Annotated in this window: 21 protein-coding genes; 18 read left to right on the forward strand and 3 right to left on the reverse strand. The window is 54.4% G+C overall.

Going from position 1 to position 19,690, the window contains the following annotated elements:
- Positions 1 to 356: 356 nt before the first annotated feature.
- Positions 357 to 1,445 (reverse strand): low temperature requirement protein A, encoded by a 1,089-nt coding sequence (locus MKY74_RS14225; protein WP_076168619.1) that lies wholly within the window; start codon positions 1,443 to 1,445, stop codon positions 357 to 359.
- A 469-nt stretch (positions 1,446 to 1,914) separates the two neighbouring features.
- Between MKY74_RS14225 and MKY74_RS14230 the strand changes: the two genes are divergently transcribed.
- The 7 genes from MKY74_RS14230 to MKY74_RS14260 all read left to right on the forward strand — a co-directional run bounded on the left by MKY74_RS14230 (position 1,915) and on the right by MKY74_RS14260 (position 7,784).
- Positions 1,915 to 2,856 (forward strand): alpha/beta hydrolase, encoded by a 942-nt coding sequence (locus MKY74_RS14230; RefSeq protein WP_076168617.1) that lies wholly within the window; start codon positions 1,915 to 1,917, stop codon positions 2,854 to 2,856.
- Positions 2,857 to 2,877: 21 nt separating this feature from the next.
- Entirely contained in the window at positions 2,878 to 3,444 is a 567-nt protein-coding gene (locus MKY74_RS14235; protein ID WP_076168615.1) for an NADPH-dependent FMN reductase, read from the forward strand.
- A 27-nt stretch (positions 3,445 to 3,471) separates the two neighbouring features.
- Entirely contained in the window at positions 3,472 to 4,470 is a 999-nt protein-coding gene (locus MKY74_RS14240) for a type I glyceraldehyde-3-phosphate dehydrogenase (protein ID WP_076168613.1), read from the forward strand.
- A gap of 199 nt (positions 4,471 to 4,669) precedes the next feature.
- The gene (locus MKY74_RS14245; protein ID WP_076168611.1) at positions 4,670 to 5,611 is read left to right on the forward strand and encodes a ring-cleaving dioxygenase; all 942 of its coding nucleotides are present in this window, start codon (positions 4,670 to 4,672) and stop codon (positions 5,609 to 5,611) included.
- A gap of 237 nt (positions 5,612 to 5,848) precedes the next feature.
- Positions 5,849 to 6,172, forward strand: coding sequence for a hypothetical protein (locus MKY74_RS14250; protein ID WP_076168608.1), 324 nt, complete (start codon positions 5,849 to 5,851; stop codon positions 6,170 to 6,172).
- Positions 6,173 to 6,201: 29 nt separating this feature from the next.
- Positions 6,202 to 7,155 (forward strand): FAD:protein FMN transferase, encoded by a 954-nt coding sequence (locus tag MKY74_RS14255; protein WP_076168606.1) that lies wholly within the window; start codon positions 6,202 to 6,204, stop codon positions 7,153 to 7,155.
- A complete protein-coding gene (locus MKY74_RS14260; RefSeq protein ID WP_244169204.1) occupies positions 7,152 to 7,784 on the forward strand; it encodes a ferric reductase-like transmembrane domain-containing protein in 633 nt (210 codons plus the stop codon). Before MKY74_RS14255 ends, MKY74_RS14260 begins: the two co-directional genes overlap by 4 nt.
- A gap of 103 nt (positions 7,785 to 7,887) precedes the next feature.
- Here the strand turns inward: MKY74_RS14260 and MKY74_RS14265 are convergent, their stop codons facing one another.
- Positions 7,888 to 8,790 carry a DUF4261 domain-containing protein gene (locus MKY74_RS14265; protein WP_076168602.1) on the reverse strand — a complete coding sequence of 301 codons (903 nt, stop codon included), beginning with the start codon at positions 8,788 to 8,790 and terminating at the stop codon, positions 7,888 to 7,890.
- A 323-nt stretch (positions 8,791 to 9,113) separates the two neighbouring features.
- Here MKY74_RS14265 and MKY74_RS14270 point away from each other — a divergent pair, with 323 nt between their 5' ends.
- The 6 genes from MKY74_RS14270 (at position 9,114) to MKY74_RS14295 (ending at position 15,113) form a co-directional block, all read left to right on the forward strand.
- Positions 9,114 to 9,500, forward strand: a complete 387-nt coding sequence (locus tag MKY74_RS14270; RefSeq protein ID WP_076168600.1) for a DUF5684 domain-containing protein — start codon at positions 9,114 to 9,116, stop codon at positions 9,498 to 9,500.
- 274 nt (positions 9,501 to 9,774) lie between these two features.
- Positions 9,775 to 11,379, forward strand: coding sequence for a spore germination protein (locus MKY74_RS14275; protein ID WP_341012370.1), 1,605 nt, complete (start codon positions 9,775 to 9,777; stop codon positions 11,377 to 11,379).
- Positions 11,380 to 11,394: 15 nt separating this feature from the next.
- Positions 11,395 to 12,612 carry a Ger(x)C family spore germination protein gene (locus tag MKY74_RS14280; protein ID WP_076168598.1) on the forward strand — a complete coding sequence of 406 codons (1,218 nt, stop codon included), beginning with the start codon at positions 11,395 to 11,397 and terminating at the stop codon, positions 12,610 to 12,612.
- A gap of 51 nt (positions 12,613 to 12,663) precedes the next feature.
- On the forward strand, positions 12,664 to 13,119 hold the full coding sequence (locus tag MKY74_RS14285) for a GerAB/ArcD/ProY family transporter (protein WP_244169203.1): 456 nt from the start codon (positions 12,664 to 12,666) through the stop codon (positions 13,117 to 13,119).
- Between the two features lie 8 nt (positions 13,120 to 13,127).
- Complete coding sequence (locus MKY74_RS14290; RefSeq protein ID WP_244169239.1) at positions 13,128 to 13,751, forward strand: GerAB/ArcD/ProY family transporter; 624 nt, start codon at positions 13,128 to 13,130, stop codon at positions 13,749 to 13,751.
- Between the two features lie 12 nt (positions 13,752 to 13,763).
- Positions 13,764 to 15,113: an erythromycin esterase family protein gene (locus tag MKY74_RS14295; RefSeq protein ID WP_341012372.1), complete on the forward strand. Its 1,350-nt coding sequence runs from the start codon at positions 13,764 to 13,766 to the stop codon at positions 15,111 to 15,113.
- Between the two features lie 62 nt (positions 15,114 to 15,175).
- Here the strand turns inward: MKY74_RS14295 and MKY74_RS14300 are convergent, their stop codons facing one another.
- A complete protein-coding gene (locus MKY74_RS14300) occupies positions 15,176 to 15,589 on the reverse strand; it encodes a hypothetical protein (RefSeq protein ID WP_076168596.1) in 414 nt (137 codons plus the stop codon).
- A gap of 394 nt (positions 15,590 to 15,983) precedes the next feature.
- Between MKY74_RS14300 and MKY74_RS14305 the strand changes: the two genes are divergently transcribed.
- The 5 genes from MKY74_RS14305 (at position 15,984) to MKY74_RS14325 (ending at position 19,601) form a co-directional block, all read left to right on the forward strand.
- A complete protein-coding gene (locus tag MKY74_RS14305) occupies positions 15,984 to 16,811 on the forward strand; it encodes an alpha/beta fold hydrolase (RefSeq protein WP_076168594.1) in 828 nt (275 codons plus the stop codon).
- 151 nt (positions 16,812 to 16,962) lie between these two features.
- Positions 16,963 to 17,397, forward strand: coding sequence for a YciI family protein (locus MKY74_RS14310; protein ID WP_076168592.1), 435 nt, complete (start codon positions 16,963 to 16,965; stop codon positions 17,395 to 17,397).
- The gene (locus MKY74_RS14315) at positions 17,394 to 18,656 is read left to right on the forward strand and encodes an RNA polymerase sigma factor (RefSeq protein ID WP_076168590.1); all 1,263 of its coding nucleotides are present in this window, start codon (positions 17,394 to 17,396) and stop codon (positions 18,654 to 18,656) included. Before MKY74_RS14310 ends, MKY74_RS14315 begins: the two co-directional genes overlap by 4 nt.
- Positions 18,657 to 18,775: 119 nt before the next feature.
- Positions 18,776 to 19,222 carry a YciI family protein gene (locus MKY74_RS14320; protein ID WP_076168588.1) on the forward strand — a complete coding sequence of 149 codons (447 nt, stop codon included), beginning with the start codon at positions 18,776 to 18,778 and terminating at the stop codon, positions 19,220 to 19,222.
- Between the two features lie 37 nt (positions 19,223 to 19,259).
- Positions 19,260 to 19,601 carry a DUF1801 domain-containing protein gene (locus MKY74_RS14325; protein ID WP_076168586.1) on the forward strand — a complete coding sequence of 114 codons (342 nt, stop codon included), beginning with the start codon at positions 19,260 to 19,262 and terminating at the stop codon, positions 19,599 to 19,601.
- Positions 19,602 to 19,690 lie beyond the last annotated feature (89 nt).

Raw genomic sequence — 19,690 nt, forward strand, 5'->3', positions numbered from 1 at the left:
ATAAATCGAACTAAAGTTTTGCACCGAGCTTCCTGTTATAAAAGCCCAATACGGCTTATCCGTTTATTTCTTTAGTTCATTCGATCTAGCTCCTGAAATAGTGCCGGAGTTCAAGTTTAATAAGAGCATACTTCCGGCGGACAAACCGAGTCAAGAATCAGGGCAGGCCGATGCTCCAACCTTTCTTTTCAGCGTGGTACAAGCAATCGTTTGGTGGCTGCGCACGATGTTGAGGACTTTGCATATCACAAAAGCCCCAAAACCCAAGGCTTTGGAGCTCTTGAAGGTTTGGGGCTGATGAAGAAGCGGCATACCCCGTAATATAACTGGGAGATGTGCCTTTTTGATAAAACGGGTCATGTCGTTAACTTCGCGTAGACGATGAAGAAAATCATGACTTCTCCGACGATGGCGTAATTGGGGACGGGGAAGATCAGGTCAATCACGAAGCAGCAAGCAAGAATCCCCAGCATAATAGCCAGATGATAGGGCTTCAGCCGCAAATGTTTGTGTCTGTACCGGTGGAACACCACAGAGGTCGATAAGAAATACAGGAGCACAGACCCAAACACGAATGCCAGCATGAAGGAGTAATCCATCTGGTCTTTGTATAACAGCTGAATGGCTGCCGCGATCATACTCATCGATAAATACACGAATAAGTGACCGTAAATAATCATTTGGCCGGCGGTGTGGATTTCCCGGCTTACCTTTTTGTCGATGTTATCAAAGTACTGCCACCACATGGCGATGACCAGCAGGCTGGTAAAGGCTACGAACAGGACGGACGGCAGGTCCCAGTGATTAAATTGCAGCACGGCCAGGATACTGACGACAGATTCGCCTAGAAGAATCAAGGTAAACAGGGCGAAGCGTTCGAGCAAGTGGTGCGTATTGATGGGCGTTTTGACCAAATGCCGGCGCCCCAATAAGGGAAGCAGAATATCTACGGCGATTCCCGCGTACAAGACGGCATACCGGATCCAGGAGTCGAAGAACAGCGAGCAGGCCGAGATCAGGATGCCGATCAAAAAGTGGGTGCCCAAATAGGAGGCGGTCACTTGCTGATGCGCCGCTTTGGCCCGATGGACCAGAAGATACTGCAGAGCCGTCAGCGCCCTGGAGCCTATGTATCCCACAAAGAAGGGAACATAGTATTGGTCAAAGTCAGGCGACAAACTCGCCGTCATGACGAGAACGAACAACAGCTGAAGGATCATGAAGATCCTGTGAATTAAAATATCCTGGCCGAACCGGTTCACAAAGAGTGTTTGTCCTACCCAACCCCACCAGATCGGGATAAAAATCAACACGAATTTGCTCAGGTACTCCAAGGGAATGGTCCCGTGTTCCGCATGCAGCAGGACATGCGTTGCTTTGGACACGGCTGCGACTAAGAGAAGATCGTAAAACAGCTCCAGCCAAGTCACCTTTTTTTCAATCATAGCCTTATAGATCCCCTCCTTGATGTGATGAATGCCGTCAAATGAGTCACAAGCGAATCCGCCGCTCATCCGAAGAATCAATTTATTATATCAATTTTCAAATCCCGGTCTACTACATTTTCGGAAATAGGACTGCTGACTGTAACCGAAGTCCCGGATTGTTAAGCAGGGGTAAATGCAACGGCCTTTTTTACTGATTTTTTGTACATTAGAGAGAAAAACATAGTTAATATAATTTTATATACACGAAAAACATTATGTGCTATTCTAACGTTGCCAAAGGGATGTTATGCGTCAAGCATGTTTGTCGATTCCCACTACGCTGCTTCTTGGCTGCACGGAGCACCGGATCAACATTGGAAGGTCCCTAGCCTGATGGACGGCATCATGGGATGCCGTGGCCCTTACCGGGTGATTTCATGCTTTTTGAAACTACGCATTGTAGTATAAATTATGGGAGGGAATACATATGACAAAGAAGGTTGTTTTGGAACCCGCTGCTTTGAAATTTGCACAAGATACCGCCAATCCGCCGTATTTGTTTGATCTTGGACCGGAAAAAGGGCGCGAAGCCGTAGACGAGGTTCAATCGGGCGACGTCCCGAAGCTCCCGGTTGAAATTCAGGATATCACCGTTGAGGGAGGGCCGAGCGGACAGGTTTCGGTCAGACTGCTTCGTCCCGAAAACGTTACAAATAAGCTGCCGGTCATTCTTTATATCCATGGCGCCGGCTGGGTGTTCGGAAATGCGCATACCCATGATCGCCTGATCCGGGAGCTTGCGGTCGGTGCCGAGGCCTGCGTCGTTTTCCCGAATTACAGCCTGTCTCCGGAAGCAAAATATCCGACGGCGATCGAAGAAATCTACGCGGTTCTGACCTGGATTGCGGAACATGGCGAGGCATACGGTCTGGATACGGACCGCCTTACCGTGGCTGGGGACAGCGTTGGGGGAAATATGACCGCTGCGATTACGCTGATGGCGAAAGAACGAAAGGGACCCGCCATTCATAAACAGTTGCTGTTCTACCCGGTGACGGACTCGGGCAACGACACGGAGTCCTATCATCAGTTTGCGGAAGGTTATTTCCTGCGCCGGGACGCCATGGCCTGGTTCTGGGAGCAGTATATTACGAAGCCGAGCGATAAAGAGGAGATCTTTGCTTCCCCGCTGCGGGCAACGCGCGAGCAGCTCGAAGGCTTGCCTCCTGCACTGGTCATTACTGCTGAAGCGGACGTTCTTCGCGATGAAGGCGAAGCTTATGCCAACAAACTGCGCGAAGCCGGCGTCCGGGTGACCGCTGCCCGTTTCCAGGGGGCCATTCATGACTTCGTCATGCTGAATGCTCTTGCGGATACCGCAGCGGCTAGAGGCGCGATCGCGCTGGCGAACGCTTGGCTCAAAGAATAGCAGGGGCGGTGAAAATAGCAAATGGCGACAACCATAGGCATTATGGTAGGGAGTTTAAGGGAGCATTCGTATAACCGGATGATTGCGGATACGATCCCCGAGCTTGTGGATTCCGCACAATATGAATTCATATCGATTGCGGATCTTCCCTTGTACAACGCGGATTTGGACCGGGAGGAAAGCCCGGAGTCGGTCAAACGCTACCGCGAAGCGATTCAACAGGCGGACGGAATCATCATCGTGAGCCCGGAATATAACTCGGGCATCCCGGGTGTGCTCAAAAATGCGCTGGACTGGGCCTCAACCCCGACCAAAACCGCTGTTCTCATTCATAAACCGGCCGGGGTCATCGGTGCGACGCCGGGCGTTAAAGGGACGATTTTGTCGCAGCAGCAAATCCGGCAAACCTTGGACGCCGTTCAGTCTTATGTGATGCCGTTTCAAAAAATGTATATATCGCAGGCGATGGAGAAGGTTGATCCGGAGAGCGGTAAGCTGACCGATGAAACGACCCGCAGGTATGTACAGCGTTATGTGCGGTCGTTCATCCAATGGGTCGATCAGGTACAGCAGATGAACGGGCAATAATCATTTTAATCAGGAGCTGAGGCTATTATGGGTAACATTGCAATTTATGGATTCGGTCGGATCGGAAGACAGCTGCTTCGGGCGGCATTGGAACAAAATTTATTTGTTCCTTATTCCATCTCCGATATCAAAGATGAAGCGACGCTGGCGGCGCTGTTTGAAGTGGACACCAATTACAAGCGCTGGCCTGAGAACGTATCGGGCGGCGAGGGCGCGATCGTGATCGGCGGCCGGGATATCCGTTATTTGAATTCGGCCAAGGAAGTGCCTCATTGGGGTGAGCTCGGCGTCGACCTGGTCGTCGACTGCACCGGGCGGGCCGTGACGCGGCCTGTGGCCGAACAGCACCTGGAGCGGGGCGCCAAACGGGTGCTGGTCAGCGGACCAAGCAAAACGCTTGATGATTGCGACGCCGTTCTGCTGAAAGGAATCAACCTCGACAGCTTCGATCCGGAAAAGCATAAAATCATCAGTATGGCGAGCTGCACGACGAATGCGCTGGCACCGGTCGTCAAATTGGTCCGGGAAAACTACGGTATCAAATACGGCTTATTCTCCGCGGTACACTCGTATACGAACACGCAATCGTTAACCGATCAGCCGATGAAGGACCGCCGGGATTCCTGGGCTGCGGCCGAAAACATCATTCCGTCGTCTTCCGGCGCCGCCAAAGCGCTCAAGTTCATCTGGAACGATCTGCAGATTACCGGCAAAGCGTACCGCATTCCGACGCGTACAGGCAGCATTGCCGAGCTGAACCTGATCACGGAGAAGCCTTGTACCGTTCAGGAGATCAATGATATGTTCCGGCGGGCCGCAAGCGAAGGCGATCTGAAGGGTGTGCTCGACGTTTTGGAAGGGGAATGGGCATCGTCACGCATCGTTGCCGATCCGCATTCCTCGATTATCGACCTGCCGTTAACCCAGGTGCAGGGGGAAATGCTGTCCGTCGCCACCTGGTACGATAACGAATGGGGTTATGCCTCCAGATTGGCGGAAGTTGCTGCTTATTTGGCAGGGAAATAGGATGAAATAGGATTGCAGATACAAAAGGACAGGGGCTGCCGGTGAGTGCCGGCGGCCCTAATTTGCTTGAGAAAGGGAAGGGTCGGATTCGCTCCGAAAAAATGGATTGACAAGGAGAAGAACATCATTTATCTTTAATTTAAGATAAATAAATTCGAAATAAAAATCCGGATCCAAAAATCCTAAAGGAGCGATACAGATGTTCACACGCACGGCAGGTATACATCACATTACGGCATTTTCAAGAAATCCCCAGGAAACGATTGATTTCTACAGCGGCATCCTCGGACTCAGCTTGGTGAAGAAGACGGTCAACTTCGACGATCCTACGGTGTATCACCTGTATTTCGGGGACCCGGCGGGGTCTCCGGGAACGATTCTGACCTTTTTTCCTTATCCACGGGCCCGGCAAGGGCAGATTGGGGGCGGTCAGGTGGGCATCGTGACCTTTATCATTCCGCCCGGCTCCATTGATTTTTGGCAGGAACGGCTGGCTTGGTTCGGACGGGATGCAGCAAGCAGCAAGCGGTTTGGCGAGAGCTATCTGCAGTTCTCGGATCCGGACGGACTGCGCCTGGAACTGGTGGAGCGGGAAGACGGAGCCGGGGGCGCAAGCCCGCTTGAAAGCATTCCGGATGACCAGGCCATCAAGGGATTAGGCGGTGCGGTTCTGTTCAGCGAGGCTTATGCCGACACGATCGACGTGCTGGAGAACCTTCTCGGACTGGCCAAAATCGGGGAAGACGCCAGATACGCCCGTTTTCAAGCGACGGCTGAGATCGGCAACCTGATCGATGTCCGTATGGAGGACATGGAAGCGGGACATGGCACTGCCGGAACCGTACATCACATCGCCTGGCGGGCAAGCGATAACGCGGAGCATGAGGCGTGGAGGGAACGCGTGTCGGTCAATGGCTTTGACGTCACACCGATTAAGGATCGCCAGTATTTTAAAGCCATCTATTTCAGGGAACACGGCGGAATCCTGTTTGAGATTGCGACGGATCCTCCCGGATTCGCCCGGGACGAAGCCCCGGATGCGCTGGGACGCAAGCTGATGCTGCCGGAATGGTTTGAACCGCAGCGCGGTGACATTGAAGCCCGGTTAGAGCCGGTTACGACTGAGAAAGTATGGAATTGACCGCGGAACAGGCGGTGTGCGATATCGTGAGACAATCAGCATTTGGATATGAGGTGGTTTAGAGCCGCCGGCCATCGATGATCCCTGCAAGGACAGGGGTCATCTTTTTTTTAGCAATCTTCTGCCTGAACGCTAGACTTTATGGTGAGACATTGGCTTTTCACCATCTTTTCACCATCGCCCCGTACAATGACAGCATAACGGGAATGAACATACTTGAAACAAGGTGGTCTGTATATGGCAAATTCCAAATGGATCAAATGGACGGCAGGCATGGCGGGTGTGGTCATGTTTACAGGTTTCGTAGGATATATCTCCAAATTTAATCCGGCCGACACTGCTGCAGGGAATGTGGCGAGCACTTCCCCGATCTTCGGAGCGGGACAAGACGACTCAAGCGGCGATGTCGAGAACCAGTGGCGGGACGAAGCTTCCGGCGAGGACGCAGGGTTCTCCGGGCAGGAACGCGGATTTATGGGCGGCCGCTCCCGGTCGGGCATGGACTTCGGCTCCGGGCAAAGCAGCAGCGGGGAAGGCTCCATGCGTACTCATGCTTCCTAGCGGCATGCGGTGGACGGAGGTGATTGAAGATGCATACATTCAGAGCGATGAACACCGAATTCGTCACGCAGGGACTGTCTGAGGCAGAGCAGGGGGAAGCGGAGTCCTGGTTTGCTTTTGTGGAAAAGCATTTGACCCGCTTCGACCCGGGCAGCGAGCTGTCCCGGCTGAACCGTTCGGCAGGCAGGCCGTTTATGGCGACGCCGATCCTGTTCGAAGCCGTCAGCGTGGCGGTGGATTATTACCATTGGGCCGACGGGGTGTTTAATCCTTTTCTCGGACAGCTCCTGACTGATCTGGGCTACGGCCGAAGTTTCGGAGAGACAGCCGCGGAGGAGGAGGTTTCTTCACAGGAACCCGACCGAACGGAGGCTAATGCAAGGCTGCTGGGCGCTTTTGGCCCGGAGATCGGGGCCAAGCTGAACCCGCTGCTTCGCAGCATCGAGCTGCCTCCGGCATGGTCGGTGGATCTCGGCGGCATCGCCAAGGGCTGGAGCGCCGAGAAGTTCGCGGGCATGATGTGCAGAAAGGGCATTGCGCACGGGGCGGTCAGCGCCGGCGGGGACATGATGCTGTGGGGCGGGGAGGACCGTCCGCAGCAGGTTAATATAGCGGATCCATTCGCTTTGGACCGCGACATGGATTCGCTCGTCATCCGCAGGAACGCGGGCGTTGCCACAAGCAGCCGGCTAAAGCGGAAATGGTTGGACGGAGAGGGGCAGGAGCGGCATCACATCCTCGATCCTCGCACGATGATGCCGAGCCTGACAGATGTGGTGCAGGCGACAGTCATCCATCCGTCGCTGACGGCGGCCGAGGTCTATGCCAAATGCCTGCTGATCCTTGGCCTGCAGGCCGGGGCGGCATGGCTTGAACGCAAACATCCCGCCGCGGCGGCTGTGCTCGTCTGCGAAGACGGCTCCGTCTGTACGGCGGGATTCATCGAAGCATATCGACAGGAGAATGGAAAGGAGGCGGGATGATGGCGGTCTTTCATCATTTCGGCAGCGGCATCAGTCAAATTTTATCGGTGTGGGTGACGACGAGGGCGGCGGGGCTGACCTCTTATATGCTCCTGTTCGCTTCTGTTGCGGCAGGACTGCTGCAGGGAGGGGCGTGGGCGAGAGGGCCGGTGAAAGCGAAGCTGAACATGGTGCATCAATGGTGCGGCTGGTTCGGTCTGTTATTTGGCATGGTTCACGGACTCGTTCTCCTGTTCGACCGGTATGTCGGGTATTCCTTGGCGGATCTTTTGATCCCCTTTAAGGCGAGCGGCGACCGGTTATGGATGGGGCTGGGGATTGTGTCGCTGTACTTGATGCTGCTGCTGATCATCAGCTCGGATCTGATGAAGAAGCTCGGCAAAAAGGTATGGCGCTTCATTCACTTTCTGGCGATGCCCACCTATTTGATGGCGCTGGTCCACGGGATCATGCTGGGAACGGACAGCCGGCAGGCTCCCGTGATTGGGCTCTATGCGGTGACCGGCGTGACGGTGCTCATCCTGCTGGTGAACCGGATCGCCGCTTCTCGCAGAAAGGGCGGAGGGAGACTGATTGTGGTGCAGGAAGGCGGGAAAACCCGCATCAAACAAATTCCTTCTTCACGCTAATAAGACAGGCGGAGTGCTTCTGCGCTCCGCCTGTTAAGCATGATCAAGCGTTATTCGGATGTTATCAAAAGTTCATATTCGCTCGGGTTCGGGCCATTTAGATTTAGCGGCTGTTCTCCTGCCGTCCGGCGTAGTAGGGGGCGCCTGGATCGATGTCGAGCACGACGCGCTGCGGCTCGGCCAGCGCATATTGATGCTCGCAGCGCCAGCGCATCTCTTCGGTGAAGCCGATCGTTTCGCCGTCTTCGATCACGTCTCCCTGCCGGAATAAATAGTACGCCACATCCATCATCTGGCCGGCCAGCTCGGAAGGGTCGAGGTCAAAGAAGTGGCATTGGACGTCGGGAATCCCGAGCGCCGCCAGCCCAAGCGAATCCATCAGCCCTTCATTGCGCCCGCTCCCGGTCCCTTCCACGTTATAAAAGCGGATGTTCATCGCGCCGTACAGCAGCTCGCCTTGTTCCACCGCCGCCAGGTACGCCTGCGGTTCGACAAGCTTGTCGCTGGCCCGGAAATAGACGGCGTCGCATGGAGCCACCTCCAGCACGGCCCGCAGGGCGCCGGTCATCAGCTGCAATCTGTCTTGGGGCATAAGGCCCGAAGCCATCAGGTCGGTGAGCAGCAGCGTATAACCGCATCCGCTGACGACTTCTCCGGCTTCTCTCCAGTGCCAGGACTGCTGAACGGCGGTGGCATATTCGTCTACCGGGCGGTTTTGGACCGGCATCAGGCTGGTTTGCGCCGGCATCTCGCCTTCCGAATAGGCAACCTTATAGTCCAGGTGAAAAAAGTGAAGCAGATCATCCGGACCGGACTCATCCGGCTCCCACACCGCAAGGCCGGCATGTTCGCGTTCTCCGGCTTGCTGGGTGGAGCCGGTGTAACGCTCCATGCTTGCAAACAAACGGCTTCGGTCGATTTCCGGCTTGTGCCGATATTTCAGTTCGACTGCATATACCCGCGAGAAGCCAAAGCTTTGTTCTTCCTGAGTTACCTCACTCGTCATGTTCCTCTTCTCCTATCGCTGTACTGTTCTCCATTCCTTATTGTAACGAATCTTTCCAATGTGTTCCAGCTCATGCTCCGTATCCCGCCGGACAGGGAGAAGGAAATTTATTTATTTCGGCGAATCGCTGGATGTCATAAAACCGCAGGCCGGCAATAAGTTATAAAAGGCCCGGCTGAAATCGGAGTGCTCCGAAAACGCATCGGTCCCGGGACGTAGTTTTATGTCGAAAAAAGCACAATTATAGAAGGGATTTGGTGAAACGCATCGAATAAAGAGAAGTGCATTTTTACCTCTACACCCAAATTTCAGGAGGATGTTTAATGATCGTTGTCATGATTGTCCTGTACCTAGCCATATATATCGCCATTTGCGGCGCGTATTTCCAGCTTGCCAAAAAGGCGGGCAGGGACGACATCGCGTGGTTTGCGTTTGTCCCGATTTTGAATTATATTCTCCAGTTGAAGCTGATCAAGGAGAGTGCATGGTGGATCCTGATCACACTGGTGCCGATTGCCAATATCGTGTTCGCCATCATCTGGCAGGTGAAGCTGCTGAACGCGTTCGGCAAGAACGGGGCCTACGTTCTTTTTGCCATTTTCCTGTCCCCGGTATATGTGATTCTGTGGATGGTTTGGGGCTATTCCAGCAAGACGACTTACCAGCTGTACAATCCGCCGGTTCCCCCAGGGCCAACAGCCGCATTTTAAGCAGAAATCGTTCTTGGGCTCTGACCGGATCTTTGCTTACATACCGACAGAACTGAAGCGTGATTCTAAGAGTTAACAACACAGGGCATGATTCGTACTCGGGTCGGCCCCAATCATCGAGGTAAAAATGCACACAACGACCGTGACCGCTCCCGTTAGGGGGCGGTTTTGCGTTTTCGGATATCGGAGGTGTTACCGGGCATGGGAGCCCGATGCATAAAAAACAGGGGAAACAGCAAAATAATGGTAATCATTTCTCGAAGGAGTTTTCCCATTGTTTATTCAGCGGCTGAAAAAGTTTCTGTATACCTATCCCCGGCCTGAGCGGGAGCAAGAACATCAGGATTCTCCTAAGGGGAAGCCCCTGAGCGAAGAACTATCCGACAGTCTGGAGCTGCTCCAACAATCCATGGGCAAAAATACGGATTTTGTCATCCATCATCTCGCAGCGGATCAAGAATCGGACTATAAAGTCATCGTCAGCTTTATCGACGGCCTGGTAGATCCGCTGCTCCTTTCCAAATTGCTGGAAAACCTGAATCGCTTGAAGTTGGATAATTTGCTTCGGGCGGACAAGGCATCTGCCGATTGGCTCAAAAACCAGCTGGCCATAGGGAATGTTCGGGTCATCTGCACGCAGGAAGATTTAATCCATTCGGTCCTGGACGGTAGGGCCGTTATTGTCGTTCAAGGCATGCGGGAAGCCTTCGCCGTATATATCGATGGAGGTTCCCGGCGATCCGTAGAGGAGCCTTCTTCCCAGACGGTGATCCGGGGCCCGAAAGAAGGGTTTACGGAAGATATCACGACCAATATCGCCCTGCTCCGGCGAAAAATCAAATCGCCGCATTTGACCATTGAATCGTATGTTATCGGAACCTATACGCGCACCAACGTATCCATCGCCTATATCGAAGGGATCGCAAACCCGGAGGTCGTCAAGGAAATGACATCGCGGATCCAGAGTATTGAAATCGACGGGATTCTGGAGAGCGGGTATATTGAGGAAATGATACAGGACGGCATTCAGTCGCCCTTCCCGACCATATATAATACCGAGCGGCCCGACACGGTTGCCGGCGGGCTGCTGGAGGGACTGGTCGCCGTCTTTGTGGACGGCACACCTTTTGTTTTAGTGGCTCCCGTCACTTTTTACCGCTTCCTGACCTCCAGCGAAGATTATTATCAACGATTCGATATTTCTTCCTTTCTTCGCATTGTCCGGATGATCTCGTTTTTCACCGCCCTGCTTCTCCCATCGATTTTTATTTCCTTAACCACCTTCCATCAGGAACTGCTTCCCATGCCGCTTTTGATTTCATTGGCCGCACAGCGGGAAATTACGCCGCTGCCGACGCTGGTCGAAGCGCTGCTGATGGAGCTGACCTTTGAAGTCATTCGTGAAGCAGGCGTCCGGATGCCGAGAGCGATCGGCCCGGCCATTTCTATCGTCGGCGCATTAGTGCTCGGTCAGGCCGCGGTCCAGGCGGGACTGGTATCGGCAGCCGTCGTGATTGTCGTCTCCTTTACAGCGATTTCCAATTTTGCACTTCCGGCGATTAACTTTGCTTCGTCCGTCCGCCTTCTCCGATTTGTACTGATGATATTTTCCGGAAGCTTCGGGCTGGTTGGGGTGCTTGGGGTATTGATTCCGCTGATGGCGCATCTGGCCTCACTCGAATCGTTTGGCGTACCTTATCTCTTGCCGTCATCGCCTTTTAACAAAACGAACCAAAAGGACCAGATGATTCGGGCGCCCTGGTGGAAGCTGCGCACGCGTCCAATAGGCATCGGGGACCAGAACCGGATGCGCCAGCCGAAAGACAAGAAGTCGTTCGCAGAACGTGAGGTCGGGCGCCCGAGGGATCCATTGGCCTAGGAAGGGGGGATGGGGATGAGAAGACGGATTGCCTGCTTGGTGCTGATGGCTTGCCTGTTGCTTACAACAGGCTGCTGGAACCGGGCTGAGCTGAACGACCTGAGAATTACGGTAGCCGGCGGCATCGACCGAGTAGGGGACAAATGGGAAATCAGCTATCAGACGATCATCCCGTCCTCCATGGCCTCCGGGACGGGCGGCTCGGCCGGGATGAGCTCACAGCCGGCCATTTATGTGTTTTCCATGGTTTCCGATACTATTTTCGGGGCCCGAATGAAGAGTAATTTGGAAGCCTCCCGGAAGCTGTATGTCGCACACGCCAAAGTGATTGTGGTCGGCAGGGAAGCGGCAGAGCGGGGGCTCGGCGAGCTGGTTGATTTGTTTCTGCGCAATTCGGAATCCCGTGAAACCGTAGAGCTGCTGCTCACCGACGGAACGGCGAAGGATCTGTTGAAGAAAATGGTTCCTCCTGAAAAGCTGCCGGGTGCAAGCTACAGCGATATTATGGGAAAAGAGTCAAGATTCATATCGATTTTTCCGAAAAAAACGATCTTTGATCTGGCGCTCAGCCTGCATTCGGATGCCAAAAGTATCGGTATACCGGTAGCTACATTTGTGGGTGAGGACACGGAGGAGAATAAGGAGAAGCTGCATTCGCTCGATGTCCTAAAAGAAACCTCACCTCCGCTTTCCTTGAGGCTGACCCGCCTTGGCGTATTCAGCGGGGACCGATTGACCGGATATCTGAGCGGCAGAGAAAGCATGGGGCTGTCGTGGCTGACCGATCAAGTGAAGGGGACCGAGTTATCTTTTCCTTGTCCCCAAGCGAAAAACAAGCATAATTCGATCATCATCACCTCTGCGAAAACGAAGCTCAGGCCCGTCCATGCCGGCACGCACTATACGATGCTGGTTAACGTCAAACTGAATGGGAATTTAATGGAATCCACGTGCAGCAAGGACTTGTCCAAACCGGAGGTCATCCGTGAAATGGAGAAGAGTATCGAAGCGGAAGTCCGTGATCAGATGTCTACCGGTTGGGATGCCGTGCGTCAGATGGGAATTGACGTGACCGGTTACGCCGACATCATTCACCGCAGTTTTCCCAAAGAGTGGAGGAAGATGCAGGCCACATGGCCGGAACAATTTAAACGCATGGATATTCAGGTCCAGGTCAAGGCAACGATCCGCCGGCCGGGACTTATCCAGAAGACGATACAGCTGATGAAGTAATAGTTGTCTCCGGGCAGCCCAAGAGAACTGAGTACGATGAAGGAGTATCCTATGATCCGAACGACCCGTGCTTCTGAAATTGCCATATCGTTATCACTGTTTGAAGTAGGAAGCACTACCCTGTTCCTGTTAGGGGGAGAGGCGAAGCAGGACGCCTGGATCGCCATGCTTCTTGGCGCCGGCGCAGGGCTGATGCTGCTTCTGGTTTATTTGCTGATGTACCGCCTGGATGCGGAAAGGGATCTGTTCGAGATGTGCCGACATTACTTGGGCAGCATATTCGGCTGGATTGCTGCGTTTGCACTTACCGCTTATTTTGCTTATGAAGCCTCCCGGAATTTTCGCGATATCGGCGAATTGGCCGTTCAAACGATGCTGAACCGGACACCGATGTCGATCATTATTTTCATTTCGGTGCTTATCGGGTCGTACATCACCTATCTTGGGCCACGGGCGGCTTTCAGACTGAGCGTGATTTATGCCTCATGGCGTTCGGATATGTATTGATCTTAGTCATGGTCCCTTTGACGGGGCTGCTGCACACTAAATTCATGTTTCCTGTCCTGGAGAACGGATTCGCTCCAGTGTGGCGGGCGGCCATGCCTAACATCGTATCGTTTCCTTTCGGGCAGACGGTCCTGTTTCTGGTTTATTTTAAATATGCTCAGAAGGGCAAACATCTCGGCAGGCTCACCATCGTATCCTTTCTGGCTACAGCTGTTTTTTTGACCGTTCTAAACCAGCTGGTTATTCTCGTTCTCGGGCCCGAGATTGCCACCATTGGCACGTATCCGCTGTTTATGGTCGTACAGATGATGGAGGTGGCCAACGTGATTGAGAGAGCCGACGCGCTGTTTGTCCTGCTCTTGTTCATGGGCATCGGCATGAAGGCTAATTTCTTACTGATTGGGGCCGGCATCGGCCTTCAGCGCCTCACCGGAATCCGCTACAAGCTGTGGATCATCCCGCTGGGATTGACCGTATTTGGCCTCACGTATTTATCACCCACGTTTACGGAATATTTCAGGGCAGGTCTCAAGCTGACCGTAGAGCAGCTGATGCCGATTACGCAGCTGGTGATTCCCGGGATCCTGGTCATTGCGATGCTGATTGGCAAAAAGAAGCGAAAGCCGGCCTAGGCGAAGATTTCATTGGGATATGCACATAATCCCGCTGCGGAGGTGGAGACCCTATCCGTATCTGTCCTAAAGGGGGATGAAATATGGAACAACTGCTGCAATCGGAATCTTCAGCCCGGCGAAATCCGCCGCGAGGCCATGCCTTACCACAGCCCGGAAGATTTAAACCGGGTGGTCGAAGCCGCCAAGGATGCGAGGTTAGTATTGCTCGGCGAGGCTTCGCATGGGACGTCCGAATTTTATACGACCCGCGCCGAAATAACGAAAAGGCTGATCGCAAGCAAGGCGATCCGGTTTATAGCTGTGGAAGGCGACTGGCCTTCCTGCTACGAAGTCAACAAGTACGTCAAGGATTTGGAGGATAACGAAGCCAAATCGGCGGCAGAGGCGCTGCGGGCATTTCACAGATGGCCGTCCTGGATGTGGGCCAACCGGGAAATGGAAGCGTTCATCGAATGGCTCAGAAGCTATAACTTGGGGCGGCCCGCCGGGGAACGGATCGGCTTTTACGGCCTCGACGTATACAGCCTGTGGGAATCCATGCAGCATATCGTCGATTATTTGAAGCAAACGGAGTCGCCCCTCCTGGATACGGCGCTGCAGGCGTTCGGCTGCTTTGAGCCTTATGGGGACGATTCACAGTCCTATGGCATTTCCGCCGGACTGATCGGGGAAGGCTGTGAGGAGGAGATCGTGGCGCTGCTGCATGAAATGCAGCGCACCAGGCTCGGCCATCCGCAGAGCGAAGCGGAGCTGAACGCCATGATGAACACGATGGCGGCCGCCGACGCGGAGCACTATTACCGGACCATGGTCCGCGGAGGACCCGATTCCTGGAACGTCCGGGACCGTCATATGGTTCGGGCGCTCCGGCAGCTGCTCGATTATCACGGGCCGGATGCCCGGGCTGTGCTGTGGGAGCATAATACCCATATCGGGGACGCCCGCGCAACGGACATGGCGGCTGACGGCATGGTCAACGTCGGTCAGCTCGTCCGCGAATATTACCGACCGGCCCAGACGTTCAGCGTCGGCTTCGGCACCCATCACGGGCATGTGCTGGCAGGCTCGGCCTGGGGTGCCCCCGTGGAGGTCATGGAAGTTCCGGCCGCCATCCGGGGTAGTTGGGAAGACCTGTTGGGCCGGGCAGGCGGAGGCGAGAACATGCTATTGCTGTTCGACGCCGATGCCCAGCCGGAGCTGCGGGAGGTATTCGGTCACCGGGCGATCGGCGTCGTCTATGACCCCGGGTATGAGCTTGGGAATTACGTTCCCTCGCGTATGCCGATGCGTTACGATGCGTTCGTCTTTATCCATGAAACCCATGCGTTAGAACCGCTGGCACTGCCGCAGATGGTTTGAAGGTTCATAGTTAAATGAATAAAAGCCGCCTGAGAGGATAAAGGCGGCTTATTTATCGTTTGTTATTTTGAAATATCGATGATATAAGAAGTAATTTCCTTAATTTTTGTTTTGTTTAAACTGCTGTTGAAACGATAAATATTACAGAAAGCGTAGCTCATATTATTTTCGAGGTTGAGTATGCCATTTAAAGAACCGGAATATCCGTGCGTGATGATATTGCTAATGATTAACTCCGTTGGCGTTTTGTCCATCAGCTTTCTGAGCATTTCGAAAACCTGATCCTTACCTTGCAATGTATTATGGCCGACAATATTCCATTGGATATCTTCTATCGTCTTCTCATTAATAAAGTCAATATCGTTGCAAACAAAGGCAGCATTAAACGCTCTGAGGAACTCTTTTTTGGGTGCGTTTCCGCAATCTTCTGCACAAATCATTTTCACCTGTTCGTACCGGGTATTGTCCTCTGCCATGTTCACTTCCCCCCTCATTCAGTTTCTATGATTTTGTTATTCGACATCGAATTTTCATCCTCCTTGTTGTTTAAGGAACCAAACCACACCAGATCGTTTTGCAAATATGGATCAAAAAAGCGGCTCAAGGGATTTTCCCGGCGGCCGCTTTAGCGTGCACAAAAAAAGATTCCCCAAGGTTCTAGGAATCGGCAGCACTCCGAAAACAGGGAGGAAATCGGGCATACGCTGCCGAAAACAATTAGGCGTCCAAGAACCAACAGATGTATGATTACATCCGGAAAGGGAAGGAAGCACTGAACAGCTTGTTGAAAACTTTTTTTTGAAGATATGTCGATCCGGGTTTCGTCCATTCGTCGTCTATATAGAAACCATGAAAAAGGAGATTATTCTCATGCACACTGTCCTTTCAAAAGACGGAACCAAGATCGCTTACGACCGGAGCGGGAGGGGGCCTGCGCTCATCCTGGTGGCGGGGGCGTTCAGTTACCGCAAATTTCCGGCGCAGGTCCAGCTGGCCCAGCTGCTGTCCAGCCAGTTTACCGTATATAACTACGACCGCCGCGGGCGGGGAGACAGCGGGGATTCCCAGCCCTACGCCGTGGAACGCGAGATCGAGGATTTGGAAGCGGTCATCGAAGCGGCCGGAGGCTCCGCGTATGTCTGGGGGCTGTCCTCGGGAGCCGTATTGGCCCTTGAGGCAGCCGCCCGAGGGGCGGCCATCACGAAGCTTGCCCTCCACGAACCGCCGCTTGTGGTCGATGCCTCGGACCGGAAGCCGCCGCAGGACTTTATGCCGCAGGTGACGGAGCTGATCCGCAGCGGGCGGCGCGCCGAAGCGATTAAATATTTTATGACCAAAGGGATGGGAGCCCCCGGGTTCGTCGTCAGCATGATGCGAATGATGCCGAAGGTGTGGGCGAACCTGATGGCGGTGGCCCACACGCTGCCCTATGATGCCGCGCTGCTTGACGGTTATTGGGACGGTAAACCGCTGCCTGTTGAACAGTGGAGCCGCGTGACGATGCCGACGCTTGTTCTGGAAGGGCCGGATAGTCCGATCTCCCTCCGCCATGCCGCCGGTGCGCTGGCTCAAGGACTGCCGAACGCCGTTCTGCTGAGTAAGAAGGGGCTCGGCCATACGAAAAAGCTGGACGCTCCGAAAATTGCGGCGGAACTGTCCGCATTTTTTGCAGACAAGGCGCAGGCATCCGGCATGTAAAGGCATGACTGAACGATCCAGACCAAAAGAAATAAAAAATTTTTAAAAATGAAGCGCTGATGTCGATTTCAGTCTCTCCCGTTCGTCGAAATGATAGAAGCTGAATCAGGGAAGACGGCGGCTTCATCCCAATCCAAGGAGGAATAAAAATATGAGATTTATGATGATCGTCAAAGCGACAACCGATTCTGAAGCGGGAGTTCTGCCAAGTCCGGAGTTACTTGAAGCCATGCAGCGTTATAACGAAGAACTGGCCAGAGCCGGTGTCATGCTCGGAGGCGATGGCCTGTTTCCTAGCTCCAGTGCGATCCGTATCTCCTACCCGGAACCCGGCGGCAAACCGAAAGTGGTCGACGGGCCGTTCACCGAAGCCAAAGAGATGATCGCTGGGTATACTTTGATTGAAGTCAAATCGAGGGAGGAAGCGATCGAGTGGGCGCTGCGGATGCCGGATCCCCACGGATACGGCCAGGGTCAAATTGAGCTGAGACAGGTGTTTGAAATGGAGGACCTGACGGATAATCCGGAAGCCATCGCCAAGGACAACGCGCTCCGGCAGCAGCTGGAGGAGCAACGAAAAGCGTGACTTCATCACAAACGCACCGGACCATTGACGCCATTTGGCGGATTGAATCCCCGAAGCTGATCGCCGGCCTGACGCGAATGGTCCGGGATGTGGGCCTGGCCGAGGATTTGGCCCAGGACGCCCTGGTGATCGCCCTCCAGCGGTGGCCGGAAAGCGGCATCCCCGACAATCCCGGCGCCTGGCTGATGACGGCGGCCAAGCGGAAGGCCATCGATCTGCTGCGCAGAAACAAGCTCCGGGATGAGAAATACGCGGAGATGGCGCAGATAACAGAATTGTATACTGAAGATGACCTGGAGCGGAATATGGACGGGGAGATCGGCGATGATCTCCTCCGTCTGATCTTTATGACCTGCCATCCGGTGCTGTCTCGGGATGCCAGGGTCGCGCTGACGCTTCGCCTGTTATGCGGCCTGACCACGGATGAAATCGCCCGTTCCTTTCTGACGGCAGAATCGACCATCGCCCAGCGGATCGTCCGCGCCAAACGAACCTTAAGCAGCCGCAAGGTTCCTTTTGAGGTTCCGGCAGGAGAGGAGCTGCAGGAGCGCTTGAGCGCCGTACTTGAGGTCATCTACCTGATGTTTAATGAAGGATACTCGGCGACGACCGGAGACCACTGGCTCCGCCCGCTGCTCTGCCAGGAAGCGCTGCGGCTTGGACGCGTTCTGGCCGAGATTGCCCCGGAGGAACCGGAGGTTCACGGATTGGTGGCTTTGATGGAAATCCAGTCCTCCCGTTTCAAGACCCGGGTCAGCGCTTCCGGCGAGCCGGTGCTGCTGATGGACCAGAATCGGGCGCAGTGGGACAGGCTGCTTATCCGCCGTGGGCTGGCGGCGCTGGAGCGGTGCCGGAAGCTGGGCCGCCCGCTCGGTCCTTACGCGCTTCAGGCGGCGATATCCGCCTGTCATGCGCAGGCGCCCGCTGCAGCGGACACGGATTGGGCCCGAATCGCTGCCCTCTACGAGGCGCTGTCCAGGGTGGCGCCCTCCCCGATCGTCGAGCTGAACCGGGCGGTGGCCATTTCGATGGCCTTCGGTCCGGCATTCGGTCTGCAGCTCGTCGATGAGCTGATGCACGAACCCGCCCTGAAAGAGTATCACCTGCTCCCGAGCGTCCGCGGCGACCTTCTGGTCAAGCTCGGAAGGATGGACGAAGCCCGCTCCGAATTCGAACGGGCGGCCGCCATGACCCGCAACAGCCGTGAGCAGCAGCTGCTCTTGAAGCGGGCCGCGGAGTGCGGCGGTTCACCAAATTAATTATTTTGCTGCTGTATGTCGATGAAGGACGTTCCCATTCGTCGTTATAGCAGGTGGAAGAATAAGAAGGGCAGGAAATCGTGGCCTTTAGTCTTCCTCCAACAAGGAGGGAAACGTTCATGAGATTTATGTTGATTGTCAGGGCTAACGGGTTGTCGGAAGCCGGTATTTTACACACGCGCCGGTTCGAGGAAGGGATGGCCGAATATCGCAAGGCGTTGGCACAGGCAGGCAAGCTCCTTGCTGCCGAGGAGCTCCAGCCCAGTTCAAGCGGGGTCCGAATCCGGCTTACCGGCCGTGACGGAATTCCGGAGGTCTGCCCCGGTCCATTCCCTGTGGATCATCGGCTCATCGCGGGATACGTAGTCATCGAGTCGGCAACGGCGGACGAGGCGGTGGAATGGGCTATGAAGATGCCGGTACCCGAAGGCTGTGAGGGCAGCGAAGTAGATGTCCGCGAGCTCAGGGAATGGGCACAGGAAGACCGAAATCCAAGGGTGTTGGCCCTGGAAGCGGACCTGCAGGAGCAGGTCCGTATGCTGGATCAGATGCAGAAATTTTCATAAGCAACCCATTCATCGTTGACAAAGGAGCGAATCATAAATGAATCAGGAAGTCGTCGATTATATTGAGGCGTTGAAAGAACCGTGGCAAAACGAGCTGTCCACCCGTCTGCGTGAAGTGGTCCATCAGGCCCTGCCGGACGTGAGCGAGCGCATCCAGTACAAGAAACCCCATTTTTTGAAAAACGGAAAATACGCTGCCGTCATCTCCGCCTCGAAGGATGCGGTCAGCTTTACGATCTTTAATGCGGACGGGCTGGACCTTCCGGAAGGCATGTTTGAGGGACCGGCGGAAAGAAAAACGATGAAGCTGCGCAAAGGGGACTCGTTTGATGCCGGCCAGCTGTCGGCTTGGCTCAGCCAGGCTGCCGAAACGCTGTAAATGTTATCTTTAGACCCGACGCGATATGGAAATCCAAACCCTTGAATGCCAAGGGTTTTTTTGCTTTTTTTCGCAGAACCGGGAATCAT

The organism is Paenibacillus sp. FSL R5-0378 (assembly GCF_038009285.1).
Taxonomy (GTDB): Bacteria; Bacillota; Bacilli; order Paenibacillales; family Paenibacillaceae; genus Paenibacillus_AQ; species Paenibacillus_AQ favisporus.

Excerpts from the sequence above, each read along its gene's own strand:
- MKY74_RS14225 (WP_076168619.1), bottom strand. The coding sequence starts at position 1,445 with ATGATTGAAAAAAAGGTGACTTGGCTGGAGCTGTTTTACGATCTTCTC.
- MKY74_RS14230 (WP_076168617.1), top strand. The coding sequence starts at position 1,915 with ATGACAAAGAAGGTTGTTTTGGAACCCGCTGCTTTGAAATTTGCACAA.
- MKY74_RS14235 (WP_076168615.1), top strand. The coding sequence starts at position 2,878 with ATGGCGACAACCATAGGCATTATGGTAGGGAGTTTAAGGGAGCATTCG.
- MKY74_RS14240 (WP_076168613.1), top strand. The coding sequence starts at position 3,472 with ATGGGTAACATTGCAATTTATGGATTCGGTCGGATCGGAAGACAGCTG.
- MKY74_RS14245 (WP_076168611.1), top strand. The coding sequence starts at position 4,670 with ATGTTCACACGCACGGCAGGTATACATCACATTACGGCATTTTCAAGA.
- MKY74_RS14250 (WP_076168608.1), top strand. The coding sequence starts at position 5,849 with ATGGCAAATTCCAAATGGATCAAATGGACGGCAGGCATGGCGGGTGTG.
- MKY74_RS14255 (WP_076168606.1), top strand. The coding sequence starts at position 6,202 with ATGCATACATTCAGAGCGATGAACACCGAATTCGTCACGCAGGGACTG.
- MKY74_RS14260 (WP_244169204.1), top strand. The coding sequence starts at position 7,152 with ATGATGGCGGTCTTTCATCATTTCGGCAGCGGCATCAGTCAAATTTTA.
- MKY74_RS14265 (WP_076168602.1), bottom strand. The coding sequence starts at position 8,790 with ATGACGAGTGAGGTAACTCAGGAAGAACAAAGCTTTGGCTTCTCGCGG.
- MKY74_RS14270 (WP_076168600.1), top strand. The coding sequence starts at position 9,114 with ATGATCGTTGTCATGATTGTCCTGTACCTAGCCATATATATCGCCATT.
- MKY74_RS14280 (WP_076168598.1), top strand. The coding sequence starts at position 11,395 with ATGAGAAGACGGATTGCCTGCTTGGTGCTGATGGCTTGCCTGTTGCTT.
- MKY74_RS14285 (WP_244169203.1), top strand. The coding sequence starts at position 12,664 with ATGATCCGAACGACCCGTGCTTCTGAAATTGCCATATCGTTATCACTG.
- MKY74_RS14290 (WP_244169239.1), top strand. The coding sequence starts at position 13,128 with ATGGTCCCTTTGACGGGGCTGCTGCACACTAAATTCATGTTTCCTGTC.
- MKY74_RS14300 (WP_076168596.1), bottom strand. The coding sequence starts at position 15,589 with ATGGCAGAGGACAATACCCGGTACGAACAGGTGAAAATGATTTGTGCA.
- MKY74_RS14305 (WP_076168594.1), top strand. The coding sequence starts at position 15,984 with ATGCACACTGTCCTTTCAAAAGACGGAACCAAGATCGCTTACGACCGG.
- MKY74_RS14310 (WP_076168592.1), top strand. The coding sequence starts at position 16,963 with ATGAGATTTATGATGATCGTCAAAGCGACAACCGATTCTGAAGCGGGA.
- MKY74_RS14320 (WP_076168588.1), top strand. The coding sequence starts at position 18,776 with ATGAGATTTATGTTGATTGTCAGGGCTAACGGGTTGTCGGAAGCCGGT.
- MKY74_RS14325 (WP_076168586.1), top strand. The coding sequence starts at position 19,260 with ATGAATCAGGAAGTCGTCGATTATATTGAGGCGTTGAAAGAACCGTGG.